The organism is uncultured Duncaniella sp. (assembly GCF_910578445.1).
GTDB lineage: Bacteria > Bacteroidota > Bacteroidia > Bacteroidales > Muribaculaceae > Duncaniella.
Map to the genome: position 1 here is coordinate 76,165 of NZ_CAJTQC010000005.1, position 19,704 is coordinate 95,868.

The 19,704-nt window shown below is 49.0% G+C and carries 13 protein-coding genes; 10 read left to right on the top strand and 3 right to left on the bottom strand.

Annotation, left to right across the window (positions count from 1 at the left end):
- The first annotated feature begins 29 nt into the window (after positions 1 to 29).
- Positions 30 to 773, top strand: coding sequence for a hypothetical protein (locus QZ311_RS04050; protein WP_297064290.1), 744 nt, complete (start codon positions 30 to 32; stop codon positions 771 to 773).
- 203 nt (positions 774 to 976) lie between these two features.
- On the opposite strand, the gene QZ311_RS04055 is transcribed toward QZ311_RS04050, so the two are convergent.
- From QZ311_RS04055 to QZ311_RS04065, 3 genes are read right to left on the bottom strand one after another with little or no spacing between them, the layout of a single operon-like run.
- On the bottom strand, positions 977 to 2,002 hold the full coding sequence (locus QZ311_RS04055) for a zinc-binding alcohol dehydrogenase family protein (RefSeq protein WP_297064293.1): 1,026 nt from the start codon (positions 2,000 to 2,002) through the stop codon (positions 977 to 979).
- A 50-nt stretch (positions 2,003 to 2,052) separates the two neighbouring features.
- Positions 2,053 to 2,979, bottom strand: coding sequence for an amidohydrolase family protein (locus tag QZ311_RS04060; protein WP_297064296.1), 927 nt, complete (start codon positions 2,977 to 2,979; stop codon positions 2,053 to 2,055).
- Positions 2,980 to 3,016: 37 nt separating this feature from the next.
- Positions 3,017 to 3,949, bottom strand: coding sequence for an aldo/keto reductase (locus QZ311_RS04065; protein WP_297064299.1), 933 nt, complete (start codon positions 3,947 to 3,949; stop codon positions 3,017 to 3,019).
- A 429-nt stretch (positions 3,950 to 4,378) separates the two neighbouring features.
- On the opposite strand from QZ311_RS04065, the gene QZ311_RS04070 reads away from it, so the two are divergent.
- The 9 genes from QZ311_RS04070 (at position 4,379) to QZ311_RS04110 (ending at position 19,649) form a co-directional block, all read left to right on the top strand.
- On the top strand, positions 4,379 to 6,034 hold the full coding sequence (locus QZ311_RS04070) for a hypothetical protein (RefSeq protein ID WP_297064302.1): 1,656 nt from the start codon (positions 4,379 to 4,381) through the stop codon (positions 6,032 to 6,034).
- A 370-nt stretch (positions 6,035 to 6,404) separates the two neighbouring features.
- Positions 6,405 to 8,477 (top strand): TonB-dependent receptor, encoded by a 2,073-nt coding sequence (locus tag QZ311_RS04075; RefSeq protein WP_297064305.1) that lies wholly within the window; start codon positions 6,405 to 6,407, stop codon positions 8,475 to 8,477.
- 192 nt (positions 8,478 to 8,669) lie between these two features.
- Complete coding sequence (locus tag QZ311_RS04080) at positions 8,670 to 10,358, top strand: tetratricopeptide repeat protein (protein ID WP_297064307.1); 1,689 nt, start codon at positions 8,670 to 8,672, stop codon at positions 10,356 to 10,358.
- Positions 10,359 to 10,634: 276 nt separating this feature from the next.
- Complete coding sequence (locus tag QZ311_RS04085) at positions 10,635 to 12,962, top strand: outer membrane beta-barrel family protein (RefSeq protein ID WP_297064309.1); 2,328 nt, start codon at positions 10,635 to 10,637, stop codon at positions 12,960 to 12,962.
- 30 nt (positions 12,963 to 12,992) lie between these two features.
- Positions 12,993 to 15,206 carry a peptidase domain-containing ABC transporter gene (locus tag QZ311_RS04090; RefSeq protein ID WP_297064312.1) on the top strand — a complete coding sequence of 738 codons (2,214 nt, stop codon included), beginning with the start codon at positions 12,993 to 12,995 and terminating at the stop codon, positions 15,204 to 15,206.
- Between the two features lies 1 nt (position 15,207).
- On the top strand, positions 15,208 to 15,402 hold the full coding sequence (locus tag QZ311_RS04095; RefSeq protein WP_123614286.1) for a hypothetical protein: 195 nt from the start codon (positions 15,208 to 15,210) through the stop codon (positions 15,400 to 15,402).
- A gap of 80 nt (positions 15,403 to 15,482) precedes the next feature.
- Positions 15,483 to 16,169 (top strand): L-ribulose-5-phosphate 4-epimerase, encoded by a 687-nt coding sequence (locus QZ311_RS04100; RefSeq protein ID WP_297064320.1) that lies wholly within the window; start codon positions 15,483 to 15,485, stop codon positions 16,167 to 16,169.
- On the top strand, positions 16,138 to 17,064 hold the full coding sequence (locus QZ311_RS04105) for a cation diffusion facilitator family transporter (protein WP_297064324.1): 927 nt from the start codon (positions 16,138 to 16,140) through the stop codon (positions 17,062 to 17,064). Before QZ311_RS04100 ends, QZ311_RS04105 begins: the two co-directional genes overlap by 32 nt.
- Positions 17,065 to 17,252: 188 nt before the next feature.
- Positions 17,253 to 19,649 (top strand): TIM-barrel domain-containing protein, encoded by a 2,397-nt coding sequence (locus tag QZ311_RS04110; protein WP_297064327.1) that lies wholly within the window; start codon positions 17,253 to 17,255, stop codon positions 19,647 to 19,649.
- The last annotated feature ends 55 nt before the right edge of the window (positions 19,650 to 19,704 follow it).

The window sequence follows — 19,704 nt, forward strand, 5'->3', positions numbered from 1 at the left end:
ATAAAGCCAACTATTATTGGAATAAATTCATGGCAATAGAGGAGGTGGACATGCCCGACAACCTTAACTATCAGATTACCTTCCCTTCATCCACGTTCGGAGGCAACCTTAGCGTCAACGGCGAAAAGCCCAAAACTCTGATGGAATTTGCCATGAACTCTGAAATAACCATCACGGCCACCCCCAACAACGGTTACCACCTCAAATCACTGCTTATCAACGGCGAGGATGTCACCTCTGAGATGTCCGACGGCAGCTATACCATCAAGAATCTCAATGCCAACTACACGGTCAGCGCCGAGTTTGCCGAAAATCCCGTCAGACTGTCGCTTTTCATGGCTGTCGGCGGGTCGGTAGACGTGGAGATTGAAAAACGCGACACATTCTCATGCTTCATCACCCCCGAAGAGGGATGGCAGATTAACAACGTGAGATTCAACGGCAGCGACGTGACCGCATCCCTGACAGACGACAACCGCTACACCACCCCTGCCATCACACGAAACTCCGAACTCCGCGTGACCTTTGAAAACGTCAACTCGGCAGTTGAGAATATCGGTCTCGATGCCTCGGCAGTCAAAGTCTATGTAGATGCCGACGGTCTTGTGACCATCGAGGGCCTTGAAGCAGGCCAGACTGTCAGCGCCTACTCCGTCGGAGGCCAGCTCGTCGACCGCATCACCTCGTCAGGCAGCGGCGACACCCTCCGTCTCTACAACCACGGAATCTACCTCATACAGACTCCCGCCAAGACCTACAAGATACACTACTAATCTCCGTTGACACCACCTTATAATAGCAACCGTGGCGTGCGGATGTCAATCAGACATCAACACGCCACGGCACTTTTTTATTTCGGACAATCGGCGTTTTATTCTCTCCATCCGTGCCTCCTACATAGTGAAGAGACCATCCCCTTCTACTAACGAGGCAAGCTCTGTATCGGGAAATAACTTACGCCGCCTGGGGGGATTAATCAAGCAAACTTCACAAGAATTCTGAATACCTTTCCGGGGTTGGCGCTCCACTTTTCGAGGGCTTCGCCTGCCTGAGCCGGAGACACGGTGTCGGAAATCAGCTTCTCGGCGTTGTCGCGACCGCCGGCAAGGAAATAGCGGATTACGGCAGCGAAATCGTTGGGCATCGCGTTGCGCGAACCACGGATATCAAGCTCCTTCTGAACGAAGAGTTTCGTGTGGAACGACACATCGTCCTTTGCATATCCGATGCAGACCACACGTCCGCAGAAGGCCACATTGTCTACAGCGGCAACATAGGTGAACGGCGAGCCTACGGCCTCAATCACTACGTCAGGGCCGTTGCCGTCGGTCAGACGGTTAAGCTCGTCGGCAAGATTCATCGTAGCCGAATTGATCGAATATGTCGCACCGAGTTCGCGGGCAAGCGCAAGCTTCTCGTCGTCGAGGTCGATGGCGATGACTGTCGCACCGCGCAGCGACGCGCGCACGATAGCACCAAGACCGATCATGCCGCATCCGATGACGGCTACGGTGTCGATATCGGTCACCTGTCCGCGGTCAACGGCATGGAAACCGACGCTCATCGGCTCGACAAGCGCACATTCACGCGGAGTCAGACCCTGAGCGGGGATGATTTTCGACCAAGGCACAGCGATGTAGTCAGACATCGCTCCGTGGCGCTGCACACCGAGAGTCTCGTTGTGACGGCAGGCATTGGGACGTCCGCGACGGCAGGATGAACATTTGCCACAAGCAGTGTAGGGATTGACGGTCACGCTCATGCCTTTTTCAAAAAGTCCTGCGGGGACGTTTGAGCCCACTTCCTCGACAGTGCCTCCGATTTCATGACCGGGAATCACCTGATCGATAGCCATAGGGTTCTTGCCACGGAAAGTGTTGAGGTCCGAACCGCAGAATCCTACATAGTGAATCTTGACAAGCACATCATCGGGCCCAACGACGGGCATCGGCTGCTCCTCGACAACCACACGGCCGGGGGCTACAATTTTTACAGACTGCATTTTCGTTATGTTTTTTTGAATTTATCTTCTGTGTTTTCTGACAAAGCTCGTCATTCCGACATGTTTTTGACATACGGAAGGACGGGGAGATTCCTGAAGCCATAGAAACGCATGGCATTGTCGCCAAGGAAAAGATGTTTTTCCTCGTCGGTCAGCTCCTTGGACTTGGTGATGAAATCATACGACATGCGATAGGTGATGGCAGTTATGGTGCGGGGATAGTCCGAACCCCACATCAGCTTGTCCATGCCGACGGCGTCGGCGGCTTCCTTAATGGCCCTGACAGCCGAGGGGAAGGGGTAGAACTCCGAGTTGAAAAGCCATGTGATGCCTCCGGCCTCGACCATGACATTCGCTGCCCGCGCGAGCTTTATCTGCTCCATCCAGCCTTCGGTGGTGACCATCCCGAAATGGCCGACAGCCACTTTGAGACCGGGACACTCCTCGATGACCTCCTTCATCTCGCCCACCTGCATGTCGCCGTCGGCAAGTGTGATGGAGAGAATCACCCCACGGCGCTCCATCTCCTTGAAAAGCTCCATCATCTCGGGCGAGTTGAGCCACACGCGCTTCCCGTCCTCAAGCGGAAGACGGTGGGCAGGGATGGCAAGACCGCGGAAACCGGCATCCATCAGACCGATGGCCTGCGGAAGAAAGCCCGGCTCACGGAACTCACACATGCCGTTGACAAAGAAGCGGTCGGGGTAACGGCGCGCAACTTCTGCAAGATATTCGTTCTGCTCGCCGTCGATAAACTCCTGCACGACCACAGCGGCGGCCACCTGTGCATAGTCCATGTTCGAGAGAAAGACCTCGGCTGTGTTGCGACCGTCAATCATGAACGGGGGAAGCATCTGGCGCTCCTCGCCCATGAAATCGGCACGGCCGTTGGGGAGCGGACTGATGCGGCGACCGTTGACCACCGTGTCCTGACGCAGCCACAGGTGAGAGTGGGCGTCGATTATGAAATGTTCCATATTATACAAAAGGTGTAAAGAAAACGGCTCTATGGGTTTATGAGTTTTTCCAGCGCACTCTCATCTGGTCGCCTATAATCTCGCGCACTTCATTGACGAGAGTCTCGTCCATCGGCTCTTCGACAAATTCGAGGTTGCGGCGGACGTTGTCGGGGTTGGCCGACGAGAAGAGCGTAGTGGCGATGCGGGGATTGCTGACTGCATACTGCACGGCAAGCTTCTCGATGGGATAACCCTTCGAGGCGCAGTGTTCGGCCGCCTTGCGGCAGGCTTCGACGAGGGGCTTCGGAGCGGGATGCCACGCAGGCACTCCGCGCTGCGAAAGCAGACCCATCGACAGGGGCGAGGCGCTGATGACACCGACACCTTTTTCCTCGAAAAAGTCGAGATAGTCGAGAATCATGTCGTCGTTGAGCGCATAGTGGCAGAAATTCATGATTGTCTCAACCATTCCCTCGGGAGTGTGGTCGAGAACCCACTTGATATTTTCAGGCTGAAGGTCAGTGATGCCAACATGGCCTACGATGCCTTTGTCGCGCAGCTCGACGAGCGCCGGGAGGGTTTCGCCGACCACTTGGTTGAGGTCGGCAAACTCGATGTCGTGGACATTGATGAGGTCGATATGGTCGATGCCGAGGCGCTCCATGCTTTCATAGACGCTCTCGGTCGCGCGACGGCCAGAATAGTCCCAAGTGTTGACACCGTCTTTTCCATAACGGCCCACTTTGGTCGAGAGATAATACTTTTCGCGGGGAATCTCGCGCAGAGCCTTGCCGAGCACTGTCTCAGCCTTATAGTGACCATAGTATGGCGACACATCGATGAAGTTCATCCCTCCGTCGACTGCCACATGCACTGCCTCAATGGCGCGGGGCTCGTTGATGTCGTGGAAAACTGCTCCGAGCGACGATGCGCCGAAGCTGAGAGCCGACACCTTCATGCCGGTTTTGCCTATTTCATGATATTCCATGTCCTGATTGATAAGTGAATTGTTAAGGTGACGGCATTTCGATGCCGTTTTCCTCGCAAAATTACAAAAAATCCGCATAATCAGGCCATGTTTTCCAACTAAAGTTTAATCAATGGAAGTTTCAGTATGTTTTGATTTTAGGATTGTCGCCACGACCGATTGCAGCCACGCAGCGACGACGACCGGTTTCCATCAAACCTACAATAAGTCACCCCCGGATCATCACCCGTCAGCACCGCTCCTTCGCTGTTGATGCCATCATGCCTCCCGCAAGCTAATAGCCCCGTCGATTCTCCGCCCATCCATTTTCCACCACTCAACACAGAGTTAGTTTCCAAACTATTAACTTAATATTTTACTCATGACATTTGTATTTATTCTTAAAATCACTTAACTTTGATGTTGGATTTCACCATCACTCAGTGCAAAATGTCAAAGATACAAACCTTAACCGTCATATTTATTCTTGCAATCGTTGTCGCCGCGTGTGGTGCGGAGACCGACCGTCGCCTTGCCGAAGCCGAGGACATCATGGCCGATGCTCCCGACTCAGCCCTCGTAATCCTCCAGTCAATCAGACCTTCCGACCTGCGCTCGGAACACTCCCGTGCGCTCCACTCCCTGCTCATCACTCAGGCCCGGAGCAAAAACTTCATTCCAATCCCTTCCGACTCTCTTATCAGACAGACGGCCGATTATTTCGACGGCACTTCCGACACGCGCCACCGCATGCTCGCTCACTACTATCTCGGCGACGTCCGTCTGGAGCTGAAATCCTACGCCCCGGCTCTGACCGCCCATTTCGAAGCTCTCGACCTCGCCCGTGAGCTGGACGACAAATTCTATATCGCAATGGCCGCACGTGGAATATCGCAGATATACCACCACAACTATCTAAATACCGAAGAGCTGGAATTTGCGAAAATCGCATATGAAAATTTCCTCCTTGCAGGCAAACGGCCATTTACCGACGATGGACTTTACTTCTTGGCAAGTGCCTATCATAACAATGGTGATTATCAAAATAGCATACGCCTGTCGCATCAGCTTCTCGACACTATATCCAAAACAAATGATACGTTCTGGAAACCACAAACCTTACGCCTTCTTGGACTATCCCATTTCGCCATCAATGATTTTCATGAATCTGAAAAATATTATCGTCTTGTATGTGAGTTTCCCGACGCAAATCATTCCGACTCCACATATTTAGGTGTCTCTCTCATTCGACTTGGCAACATAAGAGAAGCCTATGAAATCATGCAATCTCTGCCTACGACAAATTCAAACCAAGACCATTGGCTAAGATATAGTGTGTATTTCGCTATCGACTCCACAGCAAAGGCCCTTGAGATGATGAAAGCACTTAACTCTGATACCGACAGCGTATTGCGCTCGATATGCAAACAGAATCTTTCAGGTTCTTTGATTGATTATAAAGAAAACAGGGAGGCAATTGCAAAGGCCAACTTAAAATTTTCGCAAGCTGTTATGTGGTGCGTAATACTCGGATCGGCATTCATCATTTTGCTAATAATACATTTCTCCATCCGACACAGCCACCGGCAACAGGAACTGATTCGCCACAACATCGACACCGGCAACGAGTTAAGGGCAATCATAAAGAATCTTCAGGACTCCGAATCAGATTTAAAGGAAAACGATAAAAATTCAAAAAGCTTAATCTCCAGCCTTCTGGCGGAAAGATTTAACGATATCGATGCCATCTGCCAGAAACTGATTGAACATAATTCGACTAAAAGCCGGAAAAAGGCATCCCAAGAAATTGAGGCATTTATTCGGGAGTATCTGGAAAACCCTCAAAAAAATGCTTGGCTTGAAGAATATGCCAACAAACACTTCAATGGCATTATGACAAAACTAAAGCTCGATTTTCCAAAACTAATCGAGACCGACAGACTGTTTATCCTATACTCCCGACTCGGATTCTCGACAAATACCATTGCATTCCTTCTACGCGACGAACGCATCACTACAACCTACGACCGACGCAAACGAATCAAACGAAAATTCTTAGCGTTTGAAGGAGAAAACAGGGATATGTACCTTGATATATTTAGCTAACATACTATTTTACAACACATTTCACGTCTACAAACCGTTCAACGCTCTATTAAGTCAATTTAAACCGCTAATAACCAACATATTATATAATCGATTAAACTTGGAGTCCTAATTTATCTAAAAATCTCCATTATAAGTCATTGATTTAATGAAAATTAAGCAATCACGACTCCTAATTTATTACACACTTCAAGCTTGCTGAAAAGTGCAAAACTCCATAAATTTGTGACTAAGAAATCACATCTATAAACATGAAACCAACCATCTCTCCATCACTATCAGAATACTATACCGTTTTGCATTCAATTAATATGTAAATGAATCTAAGATATTAATAATATTACTCATCTACACTAATCCAAACCAAAACATGTCACGAATCCTAATCGTATTCTTAAGTATCTGTTTTTTTACAGCTACTTCATACTCACAAGAAAGCTCGGAACAGCTCAACGAGGTGACTGTAATCGCCTCGCGGACCATACAGAAGGCCGACGGCTATGTGGTCAATCTCAATGGATCAGACATCACCAAAGGAAAGCCGGCTATCGACGCACTCAAACTCCTGCCATCAATCTCCTATGAATCAAAGACTTTAAAAATAAACGGATTTGGCGTCAGCGAAATCTATGTTGACGGCCTCAAAATCAACAATTATTCAGAGCTCGACAACATACCGGCCAACATGATTGACAAAGTCGAGGTGAGATATCTCAGCGGAGCTAACCAGAACACCTCTCAGGTTGGAGGTTCAATCTGGATTACCCTTCGCCGGCCACCGGAAGGAGGTTTCACAGGCTCGCTTGGAGGAAACGCACAAGCCATCCGCCGTATCGGCATGTCAAAGGAATCGCTTTACGGAGTAATCAACGGACGCTATGGCAAAGTCAGCTTCTATGACTACGCTTCGGCAAGCTGGACACGCTTCAAAGAGTGGCAGGCTCAGACAATCACCTCTCAGTCAGAAACAACCCACATGAACGAGATGACCGACAGCCACAATGCAACCCCTCACAACCGTCTCAGTCTGACCTACGATTTCAATAAACGGACCTATCTCGCAGCAAGCTACTATGTGGCTTCCCAACATCTGCGAAGTAATTCACTCACAAAAGCCGACGAGGCCAACCAGAGTATCAACCAACGATATTCCATCACCTCTCAGGAAGGCACGCTGAAATTCAATTCACAGCTCAACGACAAAGGGCTTACACTGACTGTCATGGGCGACTATTTCAGCCACATCGGCCGAGCCAACCAACTTTTTCTCACACAACCGGTCGAATCAAGTGTATTTCACTACAAAAACACAACCAACATGTGGGAAACCTACGCCTATGTCGACCTCCCGATCAACCGGACAATGGCGTTCAACGGCGGTGTGTCTGCCAAGATTATCTCAATCCACTATCGTCCCGACAAATACCTGACCTCTGACCGTTTCGACACATCTGACATCTCAACCAACACAAAAGGCCTCTCGCCAATGGCATTTGCCTCTTTGCGCGGCGCATTCGGCCAGCTGCGCTACAGCGCCGGACTTAACTGGATGCTCAACAAAATCGAATATGAGCCTCTCGACGGCAGCGAGAGGACAAAAAACACTCAGTGGGCAATCAATCCGACCGTTCAGGTGATGTATCCATTCGGAGCAGGCAACAAGCACTCATTTTCAATAAGCTACAAACACGTTCTCGACAAAATTCCTTACAGCGCCATATCATCATTGGTGAGATGGGAAGATGCCTATAACTACAGCGTCGGAAATCCCGACCTCAAAGCGACAACAGAGCATTTTGTCATGGCCGGAGTCAACCTTTTCAACAATCTTCTCAACCTCAACGCATCGTATTTCTACGACAACAACGCCATTACATGGGAGACTTTCGCCGATGCCAACAACGAAAATGTCTTCTATACCAAACCCGTGAACTACGACGGCGAACAGTCGTGGGCACTGCGCGCTGAACTAAACGTAAAGCCGCTCAAACCGTGGCGACTCAAATTCATCACACGCTTCTCGCTCAACCCTGAGGATGTAACCATCGGAAATGTCCACTACGACAAGACCAGATTCCGTCACATGTACATACTCAACAACTCATTCTCCTTCAAAAAAGGATGGAACGCATCTCTCAACGCCGACTTAGAACCGACTTTCCACAGTCTTGACCGCACATATCACACTGTCTACAAAGTTCAGGGCAATATCTCCAAACTTTTCCTTAACAATGACCTTGAAGTTGGTGTGAATTTCACCCCGGTCTCAAAACGACGTAAACTTGACCGCCGGACAAACGGGACGACTGTCACTCTCCACTATACCAATCCGGAATATGCCGTCGGTGTGAACCTCAGGTGGTTCTTCCGTGGAGGCAAGCAGGTCAAGACAAATATCGCTGTTGGAACACAGGACTATGAGGAGACTGTCGACACCAAATAGCCATCCGGACCAATCCCACTGACCGATGTCCGTCAGTTTCCCGTTCATAAAACAACACGACGCAATGCAATTCCGCATCGCGTCGTGTTTTGCCAATTTACCTGTCTGACTGAATTTTATTGCCATGCCATTTGTATTTATCCTTAAAACCACTTAACTTTGATATTGGATTTCCACATCAATCAGTGCAAAATGTCAAAGATACAAACCTTAATCGTCATATTTATTCTTGCAATCGTTGTCGCCGCGTGTGGAGCGGAGACTGACCGTCGCCTTGCCGAAGCCGAGGACATCATGGCCGATGCTCCTGACTCAGCCCTCGTAATCCTCCAGTCAATCAGACCTTCCGACCTGCGCTCGGAACACTCCCGTGCGCTCCACTCCCTGCTCATCACTCAGGCCCGGAGCAAAAACTTCATTCCAATCCCTTCCGACTCTCTTATCAGACAGACGGCTGATTATTTCGACGGCACTTCCGACACGCGCCACCGCATGCTCGCTCACTACTATCTCGGCGACGTCCGTCTGGAACTGAAATCCTACGCCACGGCTCTGACCGCCCATTTCGAAGCCCTCGACCTCGCCCGTGAGCTGGACGACAAATTCTATATCGCAATGGCCGCACGTGGCATCTCGCAGATATACCACAGCAACTACTGTTTCTCCGAAGAGCTCGAATTTGCTAAAATAGCCTATGAAAATTTCCTCCTTGCCGGCAGACGGCCATTTACCGACGATGGATTGTTTTTCCTTGCAAGCGCCTATCATAATAACCATGATTATGAGAAGAGCGTCAGGCTATCCCGCCAACTTCTTGATACTATCGCAAAAACTGGCGATAAGTTTTGGTTGATTCCTACATACCGTCTGCTCGGGCTTTCACTTTTCTCAAACAAAGAGTATGATAAATCTCTTGATATCTACCAAAAGGTATGTGAATCTGCAGAGGCAAATCCATCTGATTCTGCATATTTTGGATTAGCCTGCATCAATTTAGGCGATACTGTCAAGGCTTATGATATACTTACATCCATCCCTGACATAAAAAAGGGTATAAATCATTGGCTTGGATATGAAGTATATAGTGCTCTCGACTCCACCCAAAAAGCCTTTGATATGATGACAGCCATGTATAAAGATGCCGATAGAGCTTTATACTCCTCATGCAAACGCAACATATCGGGAGCTCTGATTGACTATAATTCATATAAACATTCTATAATTCAAGAAAGACTTAAATATGTAAAGACTGTCTCGATTTTTACGATTCTAATTGTATGCTTTCTGATGGCTACCATAATCTATTTTGCAATACGCCATCATAGAAATCAACAAGCAGCCATCGACAGGTATATCCGTGTATCCGATAGTTTATACATCACAATTGACAAACTTCGCGAATCAGAGGAACAACTGCAAACAACCACAGAAAATCTAAAAATAACAGTTGAAGAAAACGAAAACAGAGCTAACACAATCATAACCAATCTTATCAGTGACCGATTTGACGAAATCAATAATCTATGTCAGGGACTATATGAAAACGATACTCCTGCAACTCGTAAGAAAATAGTAAATTTAGTTAATTCATTTATCAACGGATTCACTGATGATGACGCGAAAATAAAGAAGCTTGAAGATATAGCCAATCTACAATTCAATGGCATAATGACAAAACTCAGTGTCGATTTTCCCAAATTAATTAAAACCGACCGCCTATTCATTCTTTACACTTGTCTCGGTTTTTCAACCCAATCAATTGCATTCCTTCTCCATGACGAACGCATCACAACAACCTACGACCGACGCAAACGAATCAAACGAAAATTCACCACCTTCGAAGGAGAAAACAAGCACCTATATTTAAGTATTTTTAGCTAAAAGACTGGCTTTAAAGCAATTGCCACGAAGATGTAGACTTTTAATTTTTAATTAACTGTCTATCAATCTAATATACAGCCATTTACAATTCACCATTGGATAGGACTCCTAATTTATTTTCGTAAATACCTTATAAAGCATTATAACACAAAAGATTACATCCACAACAATCCTAATCAAAAAGACGTCCAATCTTATACTTATTTATTAATATTTACTAATTTTGCCTTTACGAAAACAAATTTTTTAATTAACAATACCATGTTTGAAATGCAGATGAAACGTCTATACCTAATAATTGCCTGCATGTGTGCAGGTCTGTGCACTTTTGCCTCTGACGGGCTTGTGGTTGCCGACAAAGAGAACCGCAATCCTATCGAACTGGCATCAATAGCGTTTCTGTCGGCAGATTCCACATATGTCGACGGAGCTATAACAGACGAACAAGGTATATTCCGTCTGCTTGACGCGAAGACCAAGCAGGTGAAATTTATAAAAGTATCGGCAGTGGGATATGAAAATATCTTTCAGACCATATCGCAACTGAAAGGTGACACGATTTTTATGACCGTGGATGAGTCGACAAGGCTGGGAGAAGTTACTGTAAAAGGAATAAAACAGCCATTTACGGTAATGAGCGACAAAGTTGTTTTCGATCCGGGTTTTGTGAGCTATGCGACCAATGCGCTCGACATCGTAAGTGTCGCACCCGGAATCATCGACAACGGGGAGGGGCTTGTGATGCCCGGAAAGGACGGCATAAAGTTCTATATCAATGGAAAGGAGCAGAAAGGAACAATCAAAGATGCCATGATGATATTGAAATCCTATCCGTCCAAAAATGTGGCCAAGGTCGAGATTATGACCGTTCCATCTCCACGCTACACTTTGGGGCAGAATGTCGGGGTGGTGAATATCGTGCTCAAAAAACAGGAAAATGATTTTTTAGGCGGAGGTGTGTCCTATAGACTCACGCAGTCGGATTACACCGGTAATGATGCCACTGTCTATACGACATTTCGCCGGGATAAATTTCAGACATCGCTCAATCTGTCGGGCGACATCAGTCCCTATGGTTTTACAGAGTCAAACCGTGTTCCGTTTGACACCTATGTACGTGATGCTGATTCATGGACAAAGAGGTCTCCTATGGATTTTGCGGGAAGGTGGGACATATCGTATAAACCGAATGTAAATTGGGACTTCAGCCTGACAGCTTACTATTCCCAAGGGCGGATGCGTCAGAAGTCGTCACATCTCTATACATATTCGGAAACTCCTGATGCTCCTGCCGACGAGAGAATCGTCGGTCGGCGTAAGGATGACACAAAATTATATTCAGGAGCATTGGACATCGACGGACGACTGTCGGAATCGGCCAGACTGACTGTGACACTGGATTATCTTGCCAAGAGGTCTCCGACAGAGCGTTCTCTGATGGAAGGCAGTGCGGAGTCGCAGGCATATCTCGACCAGAAAGACAACATCAGGACTTCAAACCTTACTGCTCAAACCAATCTCGAACTTAAAGCCTCAGAAAAAATAAAACTTGATATTGGAGTCAACGGGATTATCACCAAAACAAAAAGCGACTATGATTTTTATCAAATAAATCTCCCTGAGAGTGAAGACCGATTCAACTACACCGAAAAAGAAATCAATGCTTATGGCAGATGTAACTACACCATTTCATCGAAAATGAGCGTCTACGGAGGTCTACGCTATCAGTATTTCCATACTTCAAGCGAAAGTCCTGTGAAGGTGGATAAGATAAACAGACATTTCAGTGTCGTTTGTCCCTCACTCTACCTGTCATATAAAATAGACAATAACCAAAGTCTGCGCGGCGGCTATTACTATAATATCGTTATGCCTACGCTGTCAGCAGTCAATCCGGCCAGACTGTATCTCGGCAAGGATTATTACCGCGTGGGTAATCCCTATTTGAAGCGTGGACGTCACTATACGATAGATTTAACCTATTATTATAAGTCTTTCCAATTCGGGCCATACGTCGAATGGTATAACAACGGCATAAAGGAAATCAATTATATTGACGACGACAATAATCAGGTCATAACATGGGCTAATGCCGTAGACCGCCGTACATTCGGATTTATGACATACTGGGCTTACTCCAAATTGGACTGGTTGCGGTTTTCAATTACAGGCTCGTTCGCAAATTCCGTAACAAAATCCGAGTTAGCGTTGTTGCGTCCGCGCGTGAACAGCGTGACTTTCACATTGCGTCCAAACATCCAGTTCATATTTGACAAGGAAAGCCGGTTTGTTGGACGTATCTATGGCTTTTTCCGAACACCGGAAAAAACCGCCGACATGTATATCAAGTCAAATTGGAATTTCAATGCAAGCCTGACATGGAAAATCAACCCACAATGGACATTGACAGCTTCAGGAGACTGCCTGCTACATGGCAAAACGCGCGGACATCAATATATGGGCGATTCTGAAATGTCTTTCAGCAATGAATATCTTCGCCGTGGTTTTTCGTTAGGAATTTCATACAACTGGGGCATTTCCACGAGAGCCAAATCAGAGAGAAGGGCGGTGTATGATTTGAATAGCCGTACAAAGCTTGACTGATTTTAATGAGATTATAAATATAGCTGTATTTTGAAAAAATCGTGTTTTGTAAAACAGCATGACTCCATGCAATGCGGAGTAGCATCTCTGGCAATGGTCTGCCGGGCGTATGGCGCTTCGTATTCCACAGAGTTTCTATCTTCTTTCTGCCACTGCAACACGCAGGGGGTATCACTCAATGGCATTTCGGAGGCAGCCGGAAAACTTGGATTTGACTGCGTAGCTGCAAAACTAAATCTCGGACAGCTCGGCGAGATGCCACTTCCCGCAGTACTCCACTGGAATCAAAACCACTTTGTAGTACTCCACGGAATAACAAACGGAGGCAAAAGGTATCACATCGCTGACCCAGCCAAGGGGATGCTCGTTTATTCTGCTGACGAATTCATCCACAAGTGGCTGAGCACGGAGACTGAGACTGAAAACCAAAACGGGGAGCGGAGTGGAGTGGCTCTGCTCATGAAGCCGACAGAGAAATTCGGATGTATAAAGGAGAAAAGCATAAATAGAAGACGCTCTTTTCGCTTCCTTTCCGTTTATCTTAGACGCTATCAGAAGTATTTTGCACTGATAATACTCGGACTGTTGGCTGGCTGCGTCATGCAGCTAATATTGCCGTTTCTCACACAGGCAATCGTCGACCGTGGCATCCGTGACAGCAACATAAATCTCATATGGCTCATCCTGCTCGGTGAGCTTATGATTGTCATCGGGCGGACGGCCACCGACTTCATACGCCGATGGCTGTTGCTCCACATATCCATGCGCATCAACATCTCGCTCCTAAGCGACTTCTTCATAAAACTTTTGAAACTCCCGATGTCGTTTTTCGACACAAAACTAATTGGCGACCTGATGCAACGGATGTCTGACCATTCACGTGTCCAGTCCTTCCTCACAGGACAGGTTCTGAGTGTCGTGTTCACGTTTCTGAGTTTCGCGGTGTTCGGAATAGTTCTATTCATCTACGACAAGCTGATTTTCATTATATTCTCCATCGGAAGCATAATCTATGGAATCTGGATATCGACTTTCCTGAAAAGACGGAAAATCATCGACTATGAACTGTTTGAGCAACAGGCAATCAACCAGAACAAGACCTACCAGTTCATCACTTCGATGCAGGAAATAAAACTTCAGGACTGTGAACGCCGTCGCCGATGGGAGTGGGAAGACACGCAAGCCGACCTGTTTACGGTGCAGATGAAATCACTCAAACTACAGCAAACACAGGAAGCTGGTAGTATTTTCATCAACGAAATCAAAAACATACTCATAACCGTATTTGCTGCAACGGCAGTAATCAACGGACAGATGACACTCGGCGCAATGCTCGCCGTGCAATATATCATCGGACAGCTCAACTCACCGGTGCAACAGCTTATGAATTTCATCTATTCACTACAGGATGTCAAAATATCCCTCGAACGAATTAATGAAATTCACGAGGGGCGCAACGAGGAGAACGCCACAGAGAGTGCAAAATCTTTTCCAACAGACAGCCCATTGTCCATCAGTCTTCGAAACGTATCATTCAAATATGACCCTCACGCACTCAACAATGTCCTGAATGATATATCCTTTGACATCCCTGCCGGGAAGGTCACAGCAATTGTCGGTGCATCCGGAAGCGGAAAAACAACCCTGATAAAACTCATGCTCGGCTACTATCCCGTATCGGAAGGGAAAATATCAATAGCAGGCATCGACATCGCCGACTACAATCTGAAATGGTGGCGACGGCAATGCGGAGTGGTCATGCAGGACGGTGTGATTTTTTCCGAGTCAATAGCCCGTAACATAGCCGTCGATGACAACGAAATCGATACTGACCGTATGCACCACGCCGCCCGCATAGCCTGCATTGACGACTATATAATGAGCCTGCCCCTACGCTACGACACCCGTATCGGACGCGACGGCGTAGGACTCAGCAAAGGACAGACACAGAGAATACTTATAGCCCGCGCCGTCTACCGCGACCCGAAATTCATATTCCTTGACGAAGCCACCAATTCTCTTGACGCGAAAAACGAGCGTGAAATCGTCAGCAATCTTGACGATTTTTATCGCGGACGCACTGTGGTGGTCGTGGCACATCGACTTTCGACTGTCCGCAATGCCGACCATATAATCGTAGTCGACTCCGGTCGAATTGTCGAAACAGGCACTCACGAATCCCTCATAGCTTTAGGAGGGACTTATTACAATCTCGTTAAAAATCAGCTCGAACTCGGAAACTGACATGACCTCCCATAAAGACAAATCTCCACGGTTAACGACCGACATCGACATCCGCTCTGAAAAAGTCAGGCAGATATTGGGCGAAATCCCTCGTTCGCTCACACTGTGGAGCGTCGTGACTCTTATCGCCGTCATGCTCATACTGTTCATTGTACTCTACTTCATCCCTCTACCTCTCGGCAGCGGCCTGTTGTGAATTTCTATTTGCATGTTATCCCGATTATTCTTACTTTTACAATCCAAAGGATAATCATAACCATCAATTTTTTAACCGACATGCTTGAAGAATTAAAAGAAAAAGTATTCCGGGCCAACCTTGACCTCGTGAAACACGGTCTTGTCATCTACACATGGGGCAATGTCTCCGGCATCGATCCCGAGACAAAACTCGTTGTGATCAAGCCCAGCGGTGTCGACTACGACGAAATGAAAGCCGAAGACATGGTAGTGGTCGACCTCGACGGCAACGTCGTCGAAGGCAAGCTCCGCCCCTCGTCCGACACCCCCACCCACCTCGCGCTCTACCGTGCATTCCCTGAAATCGGCGGAATCGTTCACACCCATTCCACCTATGCCACCGCATGGTCGCAGGCCGGCATCGACCTCCCCAACATCGGAACTACCCACGCCGACTATTTCCACCACGGCATCCCCTGCACAGCCGACATGACCAAGGAAGAAGTCATGGGCGACTACGAGCTTGAGACAGGCAACGTAATCATCAAGCGCTTCGAAGGCATGAACCCGATGGACACCCCCGCCGTCCTCGTCAAGAACCACGGACCGTTTGCATGGGGCAAGACTCCGGCCGAAGCAGTCCACAATGCCGTTGTGCTCGAACAGGTAGCCAAGATGGCCTACATCGCCTACGGTGTCAACCCCGGACTCTCAATGAACCCACTCCTCATCGAAAAGCATTACAGCCGCAAACATGGCCCCGGAGCTTACTACGGACAAAACTAAATCATATCTCCATACAATCCGCCACGTCACTCTTGTCGGATTCTGGGTAAACGCTGTGCTGATGGTGCTGAAAATAATTTTCGGCATCATCGGCCACAGTGATGCCCTCGTGGCCGACGGAGTCCACTCTCTCAGCGACTTCGCCACCGATGCAATAGTGCTCGTGTTTGTCGGCATAGCCTACAAGAGCGCCGATCCGGGCCATCCATACGGACACGGTAAATTCGAGACATTCGCCTCGCTTCTCATCGCAGTCGTGCTCCTCGCCGTAGCCGTCGGAATCGGCATAGCCGGTGTCGACTCCATAATGTCGTCGGTTCGCGGCGAAGTCCTCGACCGCCCCGATATATTCACAATCATAGTAGCCTTAGCGTCAATCGGCTCAAAGGAATTTCTCTACCGCTACACAATCCATACCGGGAAACGCATCAATTCAAGCTCGCTCATAGCCAACGCATGGCATCATCGCAGCGATGCCATCTCATCTGTAGCGACACTCATCGGAGTTTCCGCAGCCTACTTTCTCGGCCAACAGTGGCGAATCCTCGACCCCGTGGCCTCGATAGTCATCGCAGTCTTCATAGCCGTGTCGGCCATACAGATTGCACTCCCGTCGGTCAACGAGCTTCTCGAACGCTCCCTCCCGCCCGATCAGGTAAGGAAAGCAGCCGAAACCATAGCTTCAGTCCCCGGAGTCAAGACATACCACCGTCTGCGCACACGCCGCAACGGTCACTCCGTAATCATCGACTCACACATCAAAGTCGACCCCACCATCAATGTAGCCGAAGGCCACCGCATAGCCACCGAAGTCGAAAAAGCGCTCCGCAGTGTATTCGGAACTGACATAATCACCAACATCCACGTCGAGCCATTCAACCCGCCGTCAGAATGAACGCGACGGAAACACAACTAAAAGCCTCACTGACAACACACCGCTTCCGGCTCAGAACCCACACTCAGACTCTACATTTACAACCTTAATCCCATATCTTTTTTTACTATCCGAAGCATCTCTGTTCCGATAATTTTGCTTAAATTTGTAGAGCGTAATTTTTTATCAGTAAAACCATTCCTTAAATTATGAAATTCATAGCTCCTGCAAGGGTCATGGGCGCACTGGCGTTCATGGTTTCCGCGCATTTCGCTGTCACGGACGCATCAGCCGGCAACAAACGTGGCAACATCGACATCACCACTCCCTCGGGACGTTCGGTAGTGGTCGATGCGATCAGCGACAACATCATCAAAGTAACAAACCTCGCACCCGGCGAGACCATCCCGGCCTCGACAGCATCGGTCGTCACCGGAAGAGCCGATGGCACTAATATCACCACAGCCCCCGGCATAGCCCTGCTCACTACGCGAGGTGGCATCGTGGTGCGCGTCGACAGCATCAGCGGAGCGGTCGACATCAGCGCCGGAAAGAACAAAGCCATCAGCGACGGCGGTCTGCGCACATCTGAAGGAGGACGTCAGAGCATCTCGCTTTCGACAATGGGCGGAGGCTCATTTTACGGCGCAGGCGAACGCGGCCACAGTTTCAATCTTGCAGGCGACACACTCGTGATGTACAACCGCCAGAACTACGGCTACACCGCAGGCGATCCGCGCATCAGCCAGATGAACATCACAATGCCCCTCTTCATCTCGTCAAACGGCTACTCGGTGGTCTTCGACGACTTCGCGGCAGCAGAGATGGTGATGTCAAACCCGATTGTCTATACATCCGAATCACGCTCGCCGATTTCCTATTACTTCATCAACGGAGCGGGGACACTTGCCGATGCCACCCGCCAGCTCTCGTCGCTGACAGGCCGTCAGGACCTGCCGCCATTCTGGTCGCTCGGCTACATCACTTCGAAATACGGCTACCGCACACAGGACGAGACCGTTGGCGTGGTCGATACTCTCAAACGCGCCGGTTACCCGGTCGACGGTATAGTCCTCGACCTCTACTGGTATGGCAAGGAGCAGGACATGGGTCGTCTCGCATGGGATCCCGTCCAGTGGCCTGACCACAAAAAGATGCTTGCCAACCTGAAAAAAGAAGGTGTCAACACCGTCATCATCTCCCAGCCCTACATCCTCCGCAACTCCAACGGCCTTGCCAACTACAACGAACTTGCCTCTAAAGGACTTCTGCTCAAAGATTCCACAGGCAACCCGCAGGAAGTGACCATCTGGGTAGGCGAAGGCGGCATGTTCGACATGGCCAATCCCGAGACTCGCCGCTGGCTCTCCGAACGCTACAGACAGCTGACACTTGAAGGTGTAGGCGGATGGTGGGGCGACCTCGGCGAACCCGAAGTACATCCCGAGACAGGCATACACGCCAACGGACTCTCGACACGCGAATATCACAACCTCTACGGCAACGACTGGAGTCAGGTCATCTACGACATGTTCAAAAAAGAATTCCCCGACACACGCCTCATGACCATGATGCGTGGCGGAACGATTGGTCTCCAGCGCTACAGCGTCTTCCCGTGGTCGACCGACGTGTCGCGTTCGTGGGGCGGACTTCAGCCACAGGTCACAATAATGCTTAACTCAGGTCTGAGCGGACTCGGCTACATGAGCCACGATGTCGGCGGTTTCGCCATCGACGAAAACCACCCCTACGACCCAGAGCTTTACGTGCGCTGGCTTCAGCTCGGACTTTTCTCCCCAGTGCTCCGCACACACGCCCAGTCGACAGCCGAACCCTACAAATATCCCGACCAACAAGACTTCATCCTGCCCCTCATCCGCGAGCGTTACCGCTGGCTTCCCTACAACTACACTCTGGCCTATGAAAACGCCTCGCAGGGCCAGCCCCTCGTACGTCCGCTCAACTTCTACTCTGCCGGAAGCGGAAAATATGACGACGTGACCGACGAATATCTCTGGGGACGCGACCTCCTTGTTGCACCCGTCATGACTCAGGGAGCGACAGAGCGACGTGTAATTTTCCCCGACGGACTCTGGGCCGACTACAGCAACCCGTCGAAATTCTATCACGGAGGCGACACCATCACCTACCCTGCACCGCTCGACGTACTGCCACTTTTCGTCCGCGCCGGAGCGTTCATCCCGCAGGCCGACTACGCTATGGAATCGACAGGCGACTATCGCACCGACACCTACACCGTCAACTACTATCCTTATCTCGGAGAATCCGAATATCAGATGTTTGAGGACGACCGCTCATCGACCGCCTCGCTCGCCGACAACGCCTACTCGCTCATCACCTTCCGTGGCGACGCATCAGTCGAGGGCATCAACATCGACGTGACCTCCAAGGGCACATATCCCGGCGCACCCGACGTGAAAAAACTGACCTTCAAGATTCATCTTACAGATGTAAAACCGTCTGAAATAACCATCGACGGCAAGACACTCTCAAAGAAAGCATGGAAATATGATCAGGCAACATCCACTGTCTCCATCCCTGTTAAATGGACGGTAGCCAATCCTCTCCACATCGAAATCCGTTGATTTCTATAATTTTCCCATCAAAAAAATGCCTGTGGCCAAATTCGAGGCCACAGGC